Origin of the sequence: Deinococcus soli (ex Cha et al. 2016) (genome assembly GCF_001007995.1) — a bacterium.
Lineage (GTDB): Bacteria > Deinococcota > Deinococci > Deinococcales > Deinococcaceae > Deinococcus > Deinococcus soli.
In genome coordinates this window covers 448,366-464,577 of record NZ_CP011389.1, presented here as the reverse complement: position 1 = coordinate 464,577, position 16,212 = coordinate 448,366, and the positions used below count along the sequence as shown (strand labels likewise).

At 69.0% G+C, this 16,212-nt stretch carries 17 protein-coding genes and 1 tRNA gene; 9 read left to right on the top strand and 9 right to left on the bottom strand.

Features of this window, described 5'->3' with window-relative positions:
- The first annotated feature begins 2 nt into the window (after positions 1-2).
- The gene (gene secA, locus SY84_RS02330) at positions 3-2,612 is read left to right on the top strand and encodes a preprotein translocase subunit SecA (RefSeq protein ID WP_046842647.1); all 2,610 of its coding nucleotides are present in this window, start codon (positions 3-5) and stop codon (positions 2,610-2,612) included.
- 625 nt (positions 2,613-3,237) lie between these two features.
- Here secA and SY84_RS02325 read toward each other — a convergent pair.
- Positions 3,238-3,450, bottom strand: coding sequence for a hypothetical protein (locus SY84_RS02325; RefSeq protein ID WP_046842646.1), 213 nt, complete (start codon positions 3,448-3,450; stop codon positions 3,238-3,240).
- A gap of 88 nt (positions 3,451-3,538) precedes the next feature.
- Here SY84_RS02325 and SY84_RS02320 point away from each other — a divergent pair, with 88 nt between their 5' ends.
- Entirely contained in the window at positions 3,539-3,805 is a 267-nt protein-coding gene (locus SY84_RS02320; RefSeq protein WP_046842645.1) for a hypothetical protein, read from the top strand.
- 106 nt (positions 3,806-3,911) lie between these two features.
- Here the strand turns inward: SY84_RS02320 and SY84_RS02315 are convergent, their stop codons facing one another.
- The gene (locus SY84_RS02315) at positions 3,912-4,724 is read right to left on the bottom strand and encodes a GNAT family N-acetyltransferase (protein ID WP_046842644.1); all 813 of its coding nucleotides are present in this window, start codon (positions 4,722-4,724) and stop codon (positions 3,912-3,914) included.
- A gap of 332 nt (positions 4,725-5,056) precedes the next feature.
- On the opposite strand from SY84_RS02315, the gene yidD reads away from it, so the two are divergent.
- Entirely contained in the window at positions 5,057-5,398 is a 342-nt protein-coding gene (yidD, locus tag SY84_RS16135; RefSeq protein WP_328512064.1) for a membrane protein insertion efficiency factor YidD, read from the top strand.
- 270 nt (positions 5,399-5,668) lie between these two features.
- Here yidD and SY84_RS02310 read toward each other — a convergent pair whose 3' ends face one another.
- The 5 genes from SY84_RS02310 to recF form a co-directional block, all read right to left on the bottom strand.
- Positions 5,669-7,159: a DEAD/DEAH box helicase gene (locus tag SY84_RS02310; protein ID WP_046842643.1), complete on the bottom strand. Its 1,491-nt coding sequence runs from the start codon at positions 7,157-7,159 to the stop codon at positions 5,669-5,671.
- Between the two features lie 261 nt (positions 7,160-7,420).
- Positions 7,421-8,176, bottom strand: a complete 756-nt coding sequence (locus tag SY84_RS02305) for a hypothetical protein (protein WP_046842642.1) — start codon at positions 8,174-8,176, stop codon at positions 7,421-7,423.
- A gap of 13 nt (positions 8,177-8,189) precedes the next feature.
- A complete protein-coding gene (locus SY84_RS02300; protein WP_046842641.1) occupies positions 8,190-8,867 on the bottom strand; it encodes a MogA/MoaB family molybdenum cofactor biosynthesis protein in 678 nt (225 codons plus the stop codon).
- A 71-nt stretch (positions 8,868-8,938) separates the two neighbouring features.
- The gene (locus SY84_RS02295) at positions 8,939-9,778 is read right to left on the bottom strand and encodes a DUF721 domain-containing protein (RefSeq protein ID WP_245621382.1); all 840 of its coding nucleotides are present in this window, start codon (positions 9,776-9,778) and stop codon (positions 8,939-8,941) included.
- A gap of 17 nt (positions 9,779-9,795) precedes the next feature.
- Positions 9,796-10,884 carry a DNA replication/repair protein RecF gene (gene recF / locus SY84_RS02290; protein WP_046842640.1) on the bottom strand — a complete coding sequence of 363 codons (1,089 nt, stop codon included), beginning with the start codon at positions 10,882-10,884 and terminating at the stop codon, positions 9,796-9,798.
- A gap of 82 nt (positions 10,885-10,966) precedes the next feature.
- Here recF and SY84_RS02285 point away from each other — a divergent pair, with 82 nt between their 5' ends.
- Together SY84_RS02285 and aat are read left to right on the top strand one after the other, a co-directional pair.
- The gene (locus SY84_RS02285; RefSeq protein WP_046842639.1) at positions 10,967-11,395 is read left to right on the top strand and encodes a PaaI family thioesterase; all 429 of its coding nucleotides are present in this window, start codon (positions 10,967-10,969) and stop codon (positions 11,393-11,395) included.
- A 1-nt stretch (position 11,396) separates the two neighbouring features.
- A complete protein-coding gene (gene aat, locus SY84_RS02280; RefSeq protein WP_046842638.1) occupies positions 11,397-12,017 on the top strand; it encodes a leucyl/phenylalanyl-tRNA--protein transferase in 621 nt (206 codons plus the stop codon).
- A 327-nt stretch (positions 12,018-12,344) separates the two neighbouring features.
- Here the strand turns inward: aat and SY84_RS02275 are convergent.
- Both SY84_RS02275 and ffh read right to left on the bottom strand, forming a co-directional pair.
- Positions 12,345-12,420 (bottom strand) — tRNA-Lys (locus SY84_RS02275).
- 127 nt (positions 12,421-12,547) lie between these two features.
- Entirely contained in the window at positions 12,548-13,888 is a 1,341-nt protein-coding gene (gene ffh, locus SY84_RS02270; RefSeq protein ID WP_046842637.1) for a signal recognition particle protein, read from the bottom strand.
- A gap of 68 nt (positions 13,889-13,956) precedes the next feature.
- Between ffh and SY84_RS02265 the strand changes: the two genes are divergently transcribed.
- The 4 genes from SY84_RS02265 to SY84_RS02250 are packed head-to-tail and all read left to right on the top strand — an operon-like array spanning position 13,957 to position 16,204.
- Entirely contained in the window at positions 13,957-14,238 is a 282-nt protein-coding gene (locus tag SY84_RS02265; RefSeq protein ID WP_046842636.1) for a nucleoside triphosphate pyrophosphohydrolase, read from the top strand.
- A gap of 33 nt (positions 14,239-14,271) precedes the next feature.
- Positions 14,272-15,453, top strand: coding sequence for a thiolase family protein (locus tag SY84_RS02260; protein ID WP_046842635.1), 1,182 nt, complete (start codon positions 14,272-14,274; stop codon positions 15,451-15,453).
- Positions 15,454-15,458: 5 nt separating this feature from the next.
- Complete coding sequence (locus tag SY84_RS02255) at positions 15,459-15,767, top strand: YciI family protein (protein WP_157882865.1); 309 nt, start codon at positions 15,459-15,461, stop codon at positions 15,765-15,767.
- Positions 15,764-16,204 (top strand): hypothetical protein, encoded by a 441-nt coding sequence (locus SY84_RS02250; protein ID WP_046842634.1) that lies wholly within the window; start codon positions 15,764-15,766, stop codon positions 16,202-16,204. The genes SY84_RS02255 and SY84_RS02250 overlap by 4 nt, the downstream gene beginning before the upstream one ends.
- The last annotated feature ends 8 nt before the right edge of the window (positions 16,205-16,212 follow it).

The following is a 16,212-nucleotide window of genomic DNA, read 5'->3' as shown; positions in this document are numbered from 1 at the left end:
TCATGTTCCGTGTCCTGAACAAAATGTTCGATAACAACCAGCGCGACGTTGCGCAGATCATCAAGACGATCGTGCAGCCCGTGAACGCGCTGGAAGAAGAGACCCAGAAGGTCGAAGACCTCGCCGCCGCCTTCATGGAACTGCGCCGCCGCGTCACCGAAGGCGGCGAGACCCTCGACGACGTCGTCGTGCCCGCCTTCGCCCTGATCCGCGAGGCTGGCCGCCGCTCTATAGGCAAACGCCACTACGACGTGCAGCTCATCGGCGGGTACGCCCTGCACAAGGGCCGCATCGCCGAGATGCGCACCGGTGAGGGCAAAACCCTCGTCGCCACCCTGGCCCTCGCGCTGAACGCCCTCGAGGGCCGCGGCTGCCACCTCGTCACCGTGAACGACTACCTCGCGCGGGTCGGCATGGAGGAGATGAGCCTGCTGTACCGCACGCTGGGTCTGACCGTCGGCCTCGCCAGCCGCGAGATGCAACCCCACCAGAAGCAGGCCGCGTACGCCTGCGACATCACCTACGTCACCAACAGCGAACTGGGCTTCGACTACCTGCGTGACAACATGGCCCAGAGCCGCGAGGCCCTCGCCCTGCGTGCCGAACACCCCCTGAACTTCGCCATCGTGGACGAGGTTGACTCGATCCTCATTGACGAGGCCCGCACGCCCCTGATCATCAGCGGCGCCGCCGAGAAGGCCACCGACCTCTACTACGTGTACGCCAAACTCATCCGCCGCCTCCAGAAGGGCGAGCCCGCAGAGCCCGGCGTGCGCGCCGAACCCACCGGCGACTACACCATCGACGAGAAGGGCAAACAGGTGCACATCACCGAGGGCGGCATCAGCAAGATCGAACGCCTGCTGTCCCTGAGCGACCTGTACAGCCCGGACAACATGGACAAGGCGCACATGATCACCCAGGCGATTCGCGCGCGCGAACTGTACCACCGCGAGAAGGACTACATCGTCAACGCCGAGGGTGAGGTCATCATCATCGACGAGTTCACCGGGCGCAGCATGCCGGGCCGCCGCTACGGCGAGGGCCTCCACCAGGCCATCGAAGCCAAGGAAGGCGTGAAGATCGAGAACGAGAACCAGACGCTCGCCACGATCACCTACCAGAACTTCTTCCGCCTGTACAACAAATTCGCGGGCATGACCGGCACCGCCAAGACCGAGGAGAAGGAATTCCTCGACATCTACGGCAGTGACGTCCTCGTGATCCCCACCAACCGCGGCGTGCAGCGCAAGGACGCCGAGGACCTCGTGTACCGCACCAAGATGGGCAAGTACAACGCCGTCGTGCAGGAAGTCAAGGAGATGCACGCCACCGGCCGCCCCGTCCTCATCGGCACCGCCAGCATCGTCACCAGCGAACAGCTCAGCGACCTCCTCACGCAGGCCGGTATCCAGCACAGCGTCCTGAACGCCAAATTCGAGGCGCAGGAAGCCAGCATCGTCGCGCAGGCCGGCCGCTCGGGCACCGTCACCATCGCCACCAACATGGCCGGCCGCGGCACCGACATCATGCTCGGCGGGAACGCCGAATTCATCCTCGGTGAGGCCATCGAGCAGCAGCTCGGCCTCAGCCGCTACACGCCGGAAGTCGAGAACTTCATCAAGGCCATCAGCCGCCAGGACCCTGACGCCATGCAGATCGGCATGCAGATCCCCGGCATGAACGAGGACTTCATCGGTCAGGCCATTCAACTCCAGGCGGACACCCTCGCCGACCGCCAGCGCGTCAAGGACCTCGGCGGGCTGCACATCATCGGCACCGAACGCCACGAGAGCCGCCGCATCGACAACCAGCTGCGCGGCCGTGCCGGACGCCAGGGTGACCCCGGCTCAAGCCGCTTCTACGTGTCCTTCGAGGACGACCTGATGCGCCTCTTCGCCAACGACCGCGTCGTCGCCATGATGGACCGCCTCGGCATGGACGACACCCAGCCCATCGAAGCCAAGATGGTCACCGGCGCCATCGAAAAAGCCCAGGCGCGCGTCGAGGACCGCAACTTCAGCACCCGCAAGCAGCTCCTCGAATTCGACAACGTCATGAGCAAACAACGCGATACCGTCTACGCCCAGCGCCGCGAGGTGCTCCTCGGGCCAGACGCGGACGTTGAAGAAAGCACCGAGGGCATGATCGCCGACTTCGTCGACCACCAGCTCGCCACGCACCTGCCCATCGACCAGAACCATGAGAGCTGGGACATTGACGGCCTGCGCGCCGCCATCACCGACGCCGTCCCGCAGCTCGAAGAGTTCGACTTCGAGAGCCTGCGTAGCAAGTCCCCCGCCGAAGCGCAGGACACCCTCCTGGCCGCCGTCGCCGACGCCTTCGACGCCCGCAAGGAAGAACTCAGCCCCACCATGATGAACAGCCTCTCGCGCTACGTCGTCCTGCAGGTCGTCGACCAGCTCTGGAAAGAGCACCTGCACGGCATGGATGTCCTGCGCCAGGGCATCGGCCTGCGCGGCTACGGCCAGCGCGACCCGTTCACCGAATACAAATTCGAAGCCACCACCATGTTCAACGACATGATCGACACCCTGAAAGCGGACGTCACCAAGTTCGTGTTCAGAATGCAGTTCGGCCAGGCTGGGTAATTTTCAATCCACCCCCACACGCGATCAAGCGGGGGGAAGGTTCAGGGCGCGCACGTAGGAGTGCGCGCCTTTCTGCGCCTTGAAGAGCACGTCCAGGTCATCAAGCGTCGCAGGCCCTACCCCCCCGGCGGGTTTCGGGCGCGTCGACTCGGCCAATATCCAACACAGCGCCGCCATGAGCCCCATCTGCAGCCACTCCGTCCATTCAGGCGCACGCAATATCAGCGCCGCGGTGCGACAATCATGGCTGCAATCTGGCACACCGCCTCCGCCCGGTGAGACCGCCTCACGTGGTCCCTCGGGTGCCGAGTTTTAACCGGTACGCCTGCCAGAGCACGGCGGCGCCCATACGTGTGAAACCTATCAGCAGCCACGCGGCAGGGCGACAGCAGGAAGTCCGGCACCCGCGAGGGCCGCGTGTAGGGAGGGGGTAGAAAGGCACCCACGAAGAACAACCCCAGCGCCACACCGGCGAAAATGAGGTTGAACATTCCGGGTTCCCCCGAATTCCCCAGGATTTACCAGTCCCCACCCCTACAGCAGCAACCAATCCCAACCGATTCATCGCGCGCGACACCTTCGTGCCTGTTGCCCTTCGCCGGTCTTCGACGTCGGCCATGCGCTTTCATATGCGGCTCAGCAGAAACATGGTGAGTGCCGGAAGAAGGATGCCTCGCTGACCGTGACGCCCCAGGGTCTTCTCGTCCCAGCCGCCCTCCTCCCCGCGGTCGAGGGTGTCCAGCCGGGCGAGGCGCGCCGGGGTGGTCTGAACGTTGCAGCCACGCAGATAGGCGCGGGCGACTTCGACGACTGCCTGTTTCTGGGCGGGGGTGAGCACCCAGACAGTGAGGCTGTTGAGGACCGAGACAGCCGGGTAGTCACTGCGGCGTGAAGCCAGTGCCGGGCGTGCCGCTGGATAGGGTGGCGTGGCAGACGATGCACTGTGGTCCAGTCGGGACGCGGAGGACGTGGCTGAGCCGGGCGTGTTGACGGTGATGTCCTCGTCGGCCCGGTCGGCGCCGGTGCCATGGCTGGACACGGTGGCGGCCCTGTGGCCGGACCTGACGTTCGAGTTGTGGGGCATCGAGCCGGGCAATGAGCTGTGCGTGCACGCGCGGGTGGAAGGGGGGCGGGTGGTGCTGATGGACGAGCGCGCCCCGATGCCTGAGGAATTGCTCGCGTGGGGCTATTGACGTGGATGTGGTGTGACAGAGAGTCAGTGAAACACGGGCCATATACCATGTGTGAGCCCAGAGAACACGATGGAGACCAATGAGAGACCTGGTGCGTGCCGGCTCTCTACCTGCGGGTCCAGATGTACGGGGTGGTGGTCGTGATGGGCAGCAGGCCGCTACGTTGCAGGATCGGGCGGGAGAACTCGGTGGAGTCGCTGTGCAGGTACCGCGCGCCCCGCGCCAGGGCAGACCGGGCCCGCTGCGCGACCAGCGCCCGGTAGATGCCCTGTCCGCGCCACTCGGGGACAGTCCCGCCCCCCCAGATGCCCGCGAATGCGGTGCCAGGGATGAGCTCCAGGCGGCCGGTGCAGATGATCTCGCCTTCCGCTTCAGCCACCCAGATCTCCATGAGGTCTCGCTTGGCCTGCAGGCGACGCGCGAGGTGAGCAGGGGAGAAGGGCACGCCGAACGCGCGTTCCTGCGCGGCGGCCGCGCGGATCAGGTCGGGCATCGGGTCGGGTTGGGAGTCGATGCGCCGCAGGCTCACCCCCTGTGGCAGGGGCACGGGCGCGGCGAGGAGGCTCGCTTCGCCCAGCATGACGGTCTCCGGCTCCTCGGCGTGCAGGCCGTGCTGGGCGAGGCGGTCGGGGAGGTCAGCGGGAAGGTCGTGACCGCGCGTCTTCCATTCGAAGGACGCGATGGCCGGCTGGGTGGCGTAGTACGTGATGGTTCGCGTGATGAGCTCGTCAAGGGCGGGGCCGGTGAGGTGACCGAGGTCTCGGCAGGTGACGAAGCCGCGGTCGCCGTACGTGCCGCGCCAGAGGGGACCGTCGCGGGTGACGGTGGTGGCGCCGGTCAGTTCGGCCGCTTCGCGGAGTTGAGCGTCGTACTCGGTGAGGAGGCGGTGCGCTTCCTGGGTGGTGTGGCGTCCAGACACAGGACAGGGTACTCCACCGATATGACAGCCGGGTGCGGACTGGCTCCACCCGTGACTGCTCGAACGCCTTACCGGTGCCCGTGCTGGATTGCTGGAGGCCCAGATGCGCCCTGCGCGGACCACGACGTCGCGTTCCATCCGTCTGCGCGTCGCGCACCTGGTCCGCCGGCATCTGTAATGGAGCCGCAAACAGGGGCATCTGGAACTCCTGATGTGCATGTTCCTGCACCGACCCAACACGTCATTCTGACGAATCCATAACGCAGCGTCCAACGAGTTCAAGGAGCTAGACTTGGCGGGTGGTGCCGTTCAGACTGGTCTTCAATGGCTTCATGAAGTTGAAGGGTGAATGTCAGGGGGCCACCGTACCCTCAGGCATGAACACGCTGAACACCTTGGCTCTGGGCTCAATTGATGTGTACCAGCGTTGGCTGTCGCCCCTCAAAGGTTTTCACTGCGCACACGCCGCGTTGTTTGGTGGAGAGTCCTGTTCGGCTGCGGTGCGGCGACTGGTCAGCGAGCAGGGGCTGGTGGGTGGCCGTGCGGAGATAGCGGCGCGGTTCCAGACCTGTCGGCAAGCGTACGGTCATCTACTCGGGGCGCAGGCAACAGGAGGGCGGGTGCAGGGCGTGTGCTGTTGCGGCCCGCTGCCGATCCCATTCCGCTGCGGATAACAGGGGTCCGTCACGCCAATCAAGAACACCGCTCCAATGGACATGATCGGCGATCTCCTTCGAAGATCCGTATGTCACAGCCGTAAGGCGGTTGCGAGTTCCACCCTGAGGCCAACATCACGTCCCGCAACGCCAGTGTCATCCGCTGCGCCATCCGATCCTCATCCTCATTTCGATGTGAGGGAACCTGATTGCTGAGATTGTTTCACTTGCTCAGCAAAGAAAACCCCCCAGTCCGGGAGGACTGGGGCGATGTACTGGGTCACCTGCTTAGCGGCGGCGTTTGGGGCGTTGGGGGCCGACGCGGCCGGCGCCGGTGCCGGGGGTGTCCTGGCGCGACTGGGGGCGGGTATCGGTGCGCTGGGTGCGTCCTTCGCTGCGGCCGCTGGTCTGCTGGCCCTGGCGGGGGGCGCCCTGACGCTGCCCCTGGCTGCTGCCCTGGGCGCTGCGGGGCTGCTGGCCGCCGCGTCCGGGCTGACTGGCGCGGCCCTGGTTCTGGCCCTGGCCGCGTCCCTGGCCGCGTTTTTCCTGCACTTCGGGGTCGATCTGGCGTTCCTCGGGCGTGGCGGGGGGTTGCAGCGCGGCGGGGAGTTTGCGGCGGATGCCCTGCCACAGGGCGCGCTGTTCGGGCGCGAGGAGGATCAGGTTGGTGCCGTCGCGTCCGGCGCGGGCCGTGCGGCCCGAGCGGTGGACGTGGTCCTCGGCGGTGGCGGCGACGTCCAGGTGAATCACGAGGCGCACTTCCGGCAGGTCAATGCCGCGTCCGGCGATGTCAGTGGCGACCAGGATGCGGGACTGCCCGTCGCGCAGGGCCTGCATGGTGCGCTCCCGCTTCTTCTGGTCCATGTTGCCCTCGAGGGGGCTGACCTGCTCGCCGGGCAGCAGGTCGCCGAGGTGCTGGGCGCGGCGCTTGACGAGGTGTTTGGTGCGGCTGAACAGCACGACGCACCCGCCGGGTTCCGTCAGGGCAGCGCGGGTGTGGCGGGCCGCGTCGGTCAGGAGGGCGTCCTTGGTGGTGTGCTGCAGCAGGTGCGTGGCGGTGCTGACGCCGCCCAGGATGTCGCCGGTGGCGTCCGCGCCGGGGGTGGGGGCCACGTCGATGCGGGCGGGGTCGTGCATGAAGCGCTGGGCGACGTCGCGGATCTCGGCGGGGAACGTCGCTGAAGCCATGGCGATCTGCAGGCTGCGGCCCTGGGGCTGCTGGTCGCGGGCGTGGCGCAGGATGTCGCCCACGTCGCGCAGGAAACCCAGCGAGAGCAGTTCGTCGGCTTCGTCCAGCACAACGTAGCGGAGGTTGTTCAGGCGCAGTTCGCCGCGCCCGATCAGGTCCTTCAGGCGGCCGGGCGTGCCGGTGATCAGGCCCTTGCCGGTCGCCTCGCGGGTCGTCTGGCCGGGGGTGATCCCGCCCGTGATGCGCCCGGCGGTCATGCCGAGTTCCGTGGCGACGTCGCGGATCTGCACGGCGAGTTCGCGGGTGGGCGTGATGACCAGGGCCTCGGGCTGCATGCCGCGCGTCTGGCGCATGCCGATGCCGCGCGCGGCGGCCGGGATCAGGAACGCCAGGGTCTTGCCGCTGCCGGTGCGGGCGGTCGTGATGACGTCCCGGCCGTCCAGCAGGGCGGGGATCGCCTGCGCCTGCACGGGGGTGGGCGTGCGGTCGCCCAGGAGGGTCTGCCACTCGCGCACGGTGGGGGCGGGGGCGGTGCTGGCGGCGGAGGGTGCGGTGCTGGCGCGGCGGGGCGCGCGGGTGTGCTGGGTCATGGGTGATCCTGTCGGCCTGCACGCCGCACAGGTGGGGGCGGGGGCCGTGTCTTGAGGTGAGGCTTGAGAGGCGGGGCGTGCCCGGTGGGCCGACCTGGCCCGGTCGCGCTGAGCGCGTGACCCGTCATCCTGCCACGCGGAGGGGCCGCAGGGCAAATCATGAGGTGACGATTCGGGGCGTCCGAGGGGACTGACCGGTCCGCTGGAACGCCGCCTGGCGGGCAGCGCAGGCGGCGCGCAGCGTGACCCCTGGCTTCGCCTTCAGTTCAGGACGCGGTCCTCGGCGTGGGCGGTGGGCGTCCAGTCGGCGCGGAACAGGTGCGTGGTCTCGCCGCGCGCGGGGGCGTACCAGACGCGCACGCCGTGATCGTGTCCGTGAACGGGCAGCAGCGCCTCCTGCCCGGCGGCGAGTTCCTGCAGGGCCTCTCCGGCGGGGGTGCGGACGGGGTACCACGCGTTCAGTCCGGCGGGGGACCAGCCGGCCATGCGCAGGGCGCGCCCGGACACGTTGCGCAGGTGCGCGCCCTGGTCGCTGAGGGTGACGGTCAGGTCCGGCCAGTCGGGCGTGGTGGCGGTCTTCCAGCGTGCGGCGAAGGTCAGGGCCGGCGTGACCGGCCAGGGGCGGAACGCGGCGGCGGCCAGCAGGCCCGCGAGGCCCGCCAGCAGCAGCGCGGCGCTGATCGCCGTGATCCAGGGGTCGGTGCGGCCCTGCAGGACGTTCATGCCCAGGCCCGCGCCCAGGATGGTGATGACCAGCGGCCACGCGGGCGCGGGGCGGGTGCGGGTCGGTACGAACGCCAGCGGCCAGTACTCGGCGAGGAGCATCAGGCCCGCGCCCACCCCGAACAGGGCGGGGACGTCCAGCATCGGCGCCAGCAGCAGCGCGCCCAGGCCGGGCGCGGCCCAGTACGTCACGCGCGGCGCGAGGCGGGACCGGGCGGCGCGGATGACGCGGCCCAGCCAGTACGCCGCGAGGACAGCCAGCGTGACGGCCAGCGGCAGGCTCAGGCTGTCCACGTGCGCCCCGGGGTCACAGGCCCCCGCCTTTCTTGTGGCGGCCCAGTCCGGCGGCCACGCCGCCCCCCGCACCGGGCATCGGGGGTGGGGCGGGGGTGTCCGGACCGGTGATGGGCGGTGGCGCCAGGACGCCCGGCTGCCCGTGGCGTTCCACCTCGAACGCGAGGTGGCCCAGTTCATCCTTTAGGATGCCGTTCCAGGCGGTCTGCACGGCGTTCAGGCTGCCCGGCATGGCGAACACCACCGCGCCGCGTACCAGTCCGGCCACGGCGCGCGACAGCATGGCTGCGCCGCCCACCTGCTGGTAGCTGAGCATCCGGAACAGCTCGCCGAAGCCAGGGATGGGTTTGGTGATCAGGCTCTCCACGACCGGCACGGTCACGTCGCGGCCCGTGATGCCGGTGCCGCCGCTGGAGAGCACGACGGTCGCCTCGCGCGTGAACGCCACGAGGGCCGAGCGGATCTGCACGGCGTCGTCCTTCACGACGCGGTACGCGACCACCTCGTGCCCGTGCGCCTCGATCTCGGCGCGCAGGAACTGCCCGCTGGTGTCCGTCTCGGGCGTGCGGGTGTCACTGACGGTCAGGATTGCCACCCGCACCTGCTGCGGCGCAGCCCCGCGGTGGGAACCGGCCGAACCGCCGGGCTGAACGGGGGAGGGGCTGTGGGTGCCGGCCGGGGCGTCGGTCATGCCCTTCAGGATAGTGGGCTGTGCGCAGGATGCACAGGCACCTGTGCCAGCATTCCGCCGGGCGGGACGGGTCAGCCGCTGGCGTTCAGGACGTGCCGCACCCGCTCGGGCAGGTACGCGCGGTCACTGCGTTTCAGGGCGGCACGGGGACGGCTGAGAAGCAGCGTCAGGTACAGCGCCGCCTGCTCGGCCAGGAATCCCTGGTACCCGCCGCCCTCGCCACTGCGGACGCACTCCAGCGCCAGCAGCTCGAGCTGTTCTTCCAGCTGCCGCAGCGCCAGGAACCGCGCGGCCTGCACGCCGCTGTTCCCCAGCGTGTCACGCAGGCCCTCCAGCCGCTCGGGGTGACGCATGAGTGCCCTGGCGGCGCGGCGCACGTTCGGGTCCGCCAGCGTCAGCGTGCAGGCGCGGCAGGGCTGCTCGCGGCTGGCCTCGCCGCAGACCGGGCAGGGCCGGAAGCCCTGTTCCTCGCGCCACTTGCGCGCGCGGGTGATGGCCTCGGCGGCGCGCAGCGCAGCACCCTTCAGGTCGTCCGGAACGTCCTGCACGAGTTCCCGTGCCCGCGCGCGGTCCGGGGCGGGCAGCGGGGCCACCGCCACCGGCGCGGTCGGTTCGCGCACGGTGCCCACCCCGAAGCGCAGTTCGGTCAGGGGCGCGTCGGGCAGCAGGGCATTCAGGGCCTTCAGGAAGTGATGCCGCTGCATGCTGAGGTGATGCGCGGTGGCGCTGTCGCGGACCTCCACGAACAGCGTGCCGCCCTGCTGCGTGCGGGGCCGCGTGATCCGCGCGATCTCCGGCCCGACCGCCTGCGGCCACAGCAGGATCGCCCGCGCCCGCTGGATGCCGCCCGTGAGTTTCGCGCTGCCCAGCGTGGCGCCCATCAGGTCCCCCAGCCGCAGCGGGCCGCTCATGCGCCGCCCCCGCCGCGTCACGCACGCACCTCCTCGGCCAGCGGTTCCCCGGGCAGGGGTTCAGCGGTGACCTCGGGCGTGAACCGGCCCCCGTGCGCGCGCAGGGTCAGCGCCGCGCCGGGCGCACGCTCGGTGCCGGTCACGATCGCCTGCGGGACGCTGGCTGCCAGGTCCAGCAGGAACGCCCGCCGCCCCGGGTCGAGTTCCGCCGAGAAATCGTCGATCAGCAGCACGGGCCGCTCGCCGAACCGCTCCGCCAGGAGTTCCAGTTCCGCGCGGCGCAGCGCCAGCGCCACCGTGCGGCCCTCGCCGCGGCTGGCGTACTCGCTGGCCGGGAAGTCGCCCAGCGTCAGCACCAGATCGTCGCGGTGCGGGCCGGTCGCGGTGCTGCCCCGCGCGAGTTCCTCCGCGCGGCGCGACGCGAGATCCTGCGCGTACGCTTCGGGCGTGGTGGACTCCGCGAGGCTCAGCGTCAGGGGCTTTCGGCTGCCCAGCGCGGCGTTCGCCTCGCCCGCCAGCTCGTTCAGGCGCACCAGGGCCCGGCGGCGCGTGGTCATGATCTCGGTCCCCAGGCGCACCAGCGACTCGTCCCAGACGTGCATCGCCCACTCCTCACCGCCGCGTAGCGCCGCGTTGCGCTGCGACACCGTCCGCTCATACCGCGACAGCACCTCCGCGTAGCGCGCACTCAGGCGCGACAGCAGCGAATCCAGGAACGCCCGCCGACCCGACGGCGACCCGAACACCAGCTCGCTGTCCTCCGGGCGGATCCACACCGCACTCCCGCGCGGCAGGTCCCCCGTGCGCACCCGCACGCCGTCCACCTTCAGCTGCCGCCGCCCGCGCCCCAGGCCCACCTCCTGCACACTCAGGCTGCCGCTGCTCTCCAGATCCGCCCGCACGTACGCTTCCGTCTCGCCCTGCTGCACCAGCTGCTCCAGGCGCGTCACGTCCGTCAGGCCGGTCAGCGCCAGGAACGCCGCCTCCAGCAGGTTCGTCTTGCCCGCCCCGTTCTCCCCGAAGACCCCGGTCACGCCCGCCGGGAACAGCAAGGTACACGGGGCGAGATTCCGGTAATTCAGGGTGGACAGCGAATCCAGACGCACCCTCCCATTCTAGGCGACGCGGGCTAAACCGCGCGGAAGCCTCCCCCCAATTCGCGCGGGCGGGCAGGGTACGCTGGGCCGCATGACCACCACCGCCCATCCCGTCCCCAGCCCGGACGACCTGACCGCCTTCGGCGCGGGCCACCTGCCCGGACTCATCGGTATCCGCTTCACGCACGCCGAGCGGGGCCTGCTGCGCAGCGAGTTGACCGTTCGGCCCGAACTGCTCGCCCCGAACGGCTTCCTGCACGCTGCGAGCGTTGTCGCACTCGCTGATACCACCTGCGGCTACGGCACCCGCATGCTCCTCCCCGACGGCGCACAGGGCTTCACCACCATCGAACTCAAGAGCAACCACCTCGGCACCGCCCGCGACGGCACCGTCACCTGCGAGGCCCGGAGCGTCCACGCCGGACGCACCACCCAGGTCTGGGACGCCGAGGTCCGCGCGCCGGACGGCAAACTCATGGCCCTGTTCCGCTGCACGCAGGCCGTGCTGTACCCCCGCTGAGGTGCCCGCCGCCCAGCCCTGGCTGACCCACCCCGACCCCCTGACCCGGCAGGTTGCCCGCGCCTACGCCCAGGGCGCGTTCCTGATGGACAACGGCGACGGCGTGCAGTTCTACAGCGTCGAGGAGCGCGCCATCGTGCCCCTGACCGAGGAAGGCGGCCTGCACGTCGCCCGCCGCCTCCGGCGCGACCTGCGGCACTTCACGTACCGCGTGGATACCAACTTCGACGCCGTCCTCGCCGGGTGCCGCGGTCAGCTTCCCGGCAGCCCGCCCCGCGACGGCGAGTGGATCAGCGACGACCTCACCGCCATCTACGGCCACCTGCACGACACGGGCCTCGCGCACTCCTTTGAGGCTTACAAAGGCGGGGAACTCGCGGGCGGCGTCCTCGGCCTCGCCCTCGGCGGCGCGTTCATCGCCGAGAGCAAATTCCACCGCGTCACCAACGGCAGCAAGGCCGCCCTCATCGGCCTCGCCGGGCACCTGCACGCCCGGGGGTTCACCCTCCTCGACGCGCAGATCCAGAACCCGCACCTCCAGACCCTCGGCGTCTACGAGATCGGCGCCGACGAGTACACCCGGCGACTCCAGGCCGCCCTGAACACCGACGCCACACTGTAGGGGAGACCCCAGGACCCCACCACCCGGCACCGCCCAGAGCAGCGATATTCTCATCACGTACAGCCACGTCCTCCCCGCGCAGCTCGCCGCGGACGGCTTCATACTCCTGCTGGCCGCCCTTGTGGTACCGCGCCGATCCACGCCCTGACGCGGGTTCCTCGCTGCGGATGTCGTTCCGCTGTAAGTGGACGGTCTGCTGTGGAAGGGCTCTCTGTGACGCTCTCGCGCCTCGGTATCGCCCTTCACATCCTGTGCCCGATCATGCGCCTCATGGCGCGCAGGCGCTGACACCAAAGCAAGAACCCCCGTCTGGGACGGGGGTTTTCCTGGTGGGTCGTGTAGGACTTGAACCTACAACCCGCTGATTAAAAGTCAGCTGCTCTACCGATTGAGCTAACGACCCAGGTGGGCTTGTCTCGCTGCGTGCCGTGTGAGCGCGTTCTCAGCGGCAGTGAGTATATGGGGCGCGTGCGGATGTGTCAACACCCGCCCCGGCGGATGCGTGGGGGCGGGTGCTGGCGGGTGGGGATTCAGCGTTTGAGGCTGGGGGGGACGTTGGGCATGCGGGGTGGTTTCATGCCCTTGCCGCCGGGGCCGCTCATGCGCTGGAGCATCTTCATCATGTCCTTCATCTGCTCGTGCATCTTCAGGAGTTTGTTGATGTCCTGCACGCTGTGCCCGCTGCCCGCCGCGATGCGTTTGCGGCGGCGCCCGTCGATGATCTTCGGGTTGCGGCGTTCCTTGACGGTCATGGAGCTGATCATGGCGTCGATGCGCTGCAGCTGCGCCTCGTCGATGTTGAAGCCTTCGGGCAGCGCGCGGCTCATGCCGGGGATGAGCTTGAGCAGGTCGCCCAGGGGGCCCATCTTGCGGATCTGCCGCAGTTGCAGCAGCAGGTCCTCCAGGTCGAAGTCGCCGGGTTTCTTGACTTCCATGGCTTTCAGGTCGGCCTGCTGGGCGCGTTCGATCAGGCCGAGCACGTCGCCCATGCCGAGGATGCGCCCCGCGACCCGGTCGGGGTGGAAGGCGTCCAGTCCGGCGATCTTCTCGCTGGTGCCCGCGAAGTAGATGGGTTTGCCGGTCACGCTGCGCGCGCTGAGGGCCGCGCCGCCGCGCGCGTCGCCGTCCATCTTCGTGATGATCAGGCCGGTGACGTTCACGCGCTGGTCGAAGGTCTGCGCGACGTTCAGCGCCTCCTGGCCGGTCATGGCGTCCACGACGAGCAGGCTCTCGGTGGGCTGCATGGTGGCCTGGAGGTCGGCCAGCTGGTCCATCAGCGCCTCGTCGATCTGGAGGCGACCGGCGGTGTCCACGATCACAAGGTCGCGGAAGTCAGTTTTCAGGTGCTCGTCCACGCGGCGTTTCGTCTCGGCGGGGCTCTCACCGTCCGCGACCTTCAGGACCGGCACGCCCACCTGTTTGGCGAGGACTTCGAGCTGGTCGCGCGCGGCGGGGCGCTGCGTGTCGGCGGCGACGAGCAGCACGCGGCGGCCCTTGCTCTTGTAGTGCGCGGCGAGCTTGCCGGTGCTGGTCGTCTTCCCGGCCCCCTGGAGGCCGACCATGAACCAGACGTTGCCCTCGGACCTCAGTTCCGGCTGGATGGTCTTGCCGCCCAGCGTCTCGATCAGTTCGTCATGCACGAGTTTCACGACTGTCTGCCCGGCGGTCAGGCTGCCCTCCACGGACTGCCCGACGGCCTTCTCGCTGACCTTCGCCACGAAGTCCTTCGCGACGCCGAAGTTCACGTCGGCTTCCAGCAGCGCCATGCGGATCTCGCGCATCGCGGCCTTGACCTGCGCCTCGGTCAGCTGGCGTTCCTTACCCACCCGGTCCAGGATGTCCTGCAACTTGTTGCCCAGGGACTCAAACATGCTGTCACGCTACCACGCAGCTCCGCAGGCGTCTGTGACGCGCACGCGGCGCTGCTACCCTGCGTGGCATGGGCAAACTCGTGCGTGACCGCATCCCTGATCTCTTCGGCGGGCAGGCCCGCACGCTGTCGGAGGCGGAGTACCGCGCCGCGCTGCGCGTCAAGCTGGAAGAGGAGGTCGCGGAGTACCTCGACTCCGGCGAGCCCGAGGAACTGGCGGACGTGCTGGAGGTCCTGCGTGCCCTGGCCACCCTGCACGACCTGACCCCGGAGGACCTGGAGGCGCTGCGCCGCGCGAAGGCGGACGCGCGGGGCGGCTTCGCGGGCCGGGTGTGGTGGACGCCAACCTAACGCCCGTTAGGCAGGGCGCGCTATGCTGCGCGCATGCAAAGAGCAGTGATCGTCGCGGCCAGCCGCACGCCCACCGGGAAATTCCTCGGCAGCCTCGAGAGCGTCAGCGCCGTCGACCTGGGCGCCACCACCCTGCGCGAAACCCTGCGCCGCAGCGGCCTGGACGCCGCCCTGATCGAGGAAGTTGTCATGGGTCAGGTCGTGCAGGCGGGCAGCGGGCAGAACCCCGCCCGGCAGGCCGCCCTGAAAGCCGGACTGACCAACGAGGTCGGCGCGCTGACCATCAACAAGGTGTGCGGCAGCGGCCTGAAAGCCGTGATCCTCGCCGCGCAGAGCATCCGCGCCGGGGACCAGCACGCCGTCCTCGCCGGGGGCATGGAGAGCATGAGCAACGCCCCGCACCTGCTGCCCGGCGCGCGCAAGGGCTACCGCCTGGGCCACGCGCAGGTCCTCGACGCGAACACCCACGACGGCCTGTGGTGCTCCATCAACGACGAGGGCATGGGCCTGACCGGTGAACGCGTCGCCGAGAAGTACGCAATCACGCGCGAGGAGCAGGACGCCTACGCCACGCAGAGCCACCGCCGCGCCATCGCCGCGCAGCAGGACGGCCGCTTCACCGACGAGATCGTCCCGGTCACCGTCCGGGGCCGCAAGGGCGACACCATCGTGGACACCGACGAAGGCCCCCGCGCCGACACCAGCGAGGAGACCCTGGGCCGACTCAAGCCTGCCTTCAAGAAAGACGGCAGCGTCACCGCCGGGAACGCCCCCGGCCTGAACGATGGCGCCGCCAGCCTGATGGTTGTCAGCGCCGACTTCGCCCAGGCGCACGGCCTCACCCCCCTGGCGGAGATCATCGACTACGCCACGGGCGGCCTCGCGCCCGAATGGGTCATGATGACGCCCGTCCCCGCCACGCAGAAACTCCTGAGCAAACTCGGCTGGCAGGCGGGCGACGTGGACCTGTGGGAACTCAACGAGGCCTTCAGCGTCCAGAGCCTCGCCGTCGCCCGCGAACTCGGCCTGGACCCCGCCCGCGTGAACGTGAACGGCGGCGCGGTCGCGCTCGGCCACCCCATCGGCGCCAGCGGCGCGCGCATCCTCGTGACCCTCCTGCACGCCCTGAAGCAGCAGAACAAGGAGACCGGCGTCGCCACCCTCTGCATGGGCGGCGGGAACGGCCTCGCCCTCGCGGTCAAGCGGGTAGGCTGAGCACCATGACGACCCTGTGGATCATCGAGAGCACCTACCTCAAACCCACCGACGAGATCGCCCAGGTCACCCCCGCCCACCGCGAATGGCTCGACCAGCACTACAAGAGCGGCGTGTTCCTCACCAGCGGCCGCAAGGTCGACAACACCGGCGGCGTGATCGTCGCGCAGGCCGACACCCTGCAGGACCTCGTGGACCTCTTCGACCACGACCCCTTCGTCCAGTCGGGCTGCTCGCGCTACAAGTACACCGCCTTCAACCCCGTCAAACGCGGCCGGGCCGTGCAGATCGAGGGTATCCCGCTCGTCGAATGAGTCTATCCGGGATTGATGTTCAGATAGAACCCCTCACGCTGACGGTGCATGATGGTCAGTCCCCATGGTCGGACGAATCCTGGGATGAGGACCATCTGCACGTCGTGGCTGAGATCGACCTTGCCGGGCAGTCCTGGGTACGCGTGGCTGGGTCATTTCTAACAATGCGCGATATCGCCAGTTTTCTGGACGAGCTGCGGCAGCTACATCAGCAGGCCGGCCGGATGGCCGAACTCGGTTCGTTCGGCCCTGCTTTCATCCTGCGACTGGCTGGCAGCTCCACTGGCAGTATTGCCGCGCACCTTAAGCTGACACCGGACATCCTGACCCAGACTCATACCTTCGAATTGCAACTCGACCAGACGCACCTGCCCGGAATCATCCGGCAGCTGGACACCATTCTTGAACGTTTTCCCGTCCGGGGCAGACCGGACTGAACAGGAGT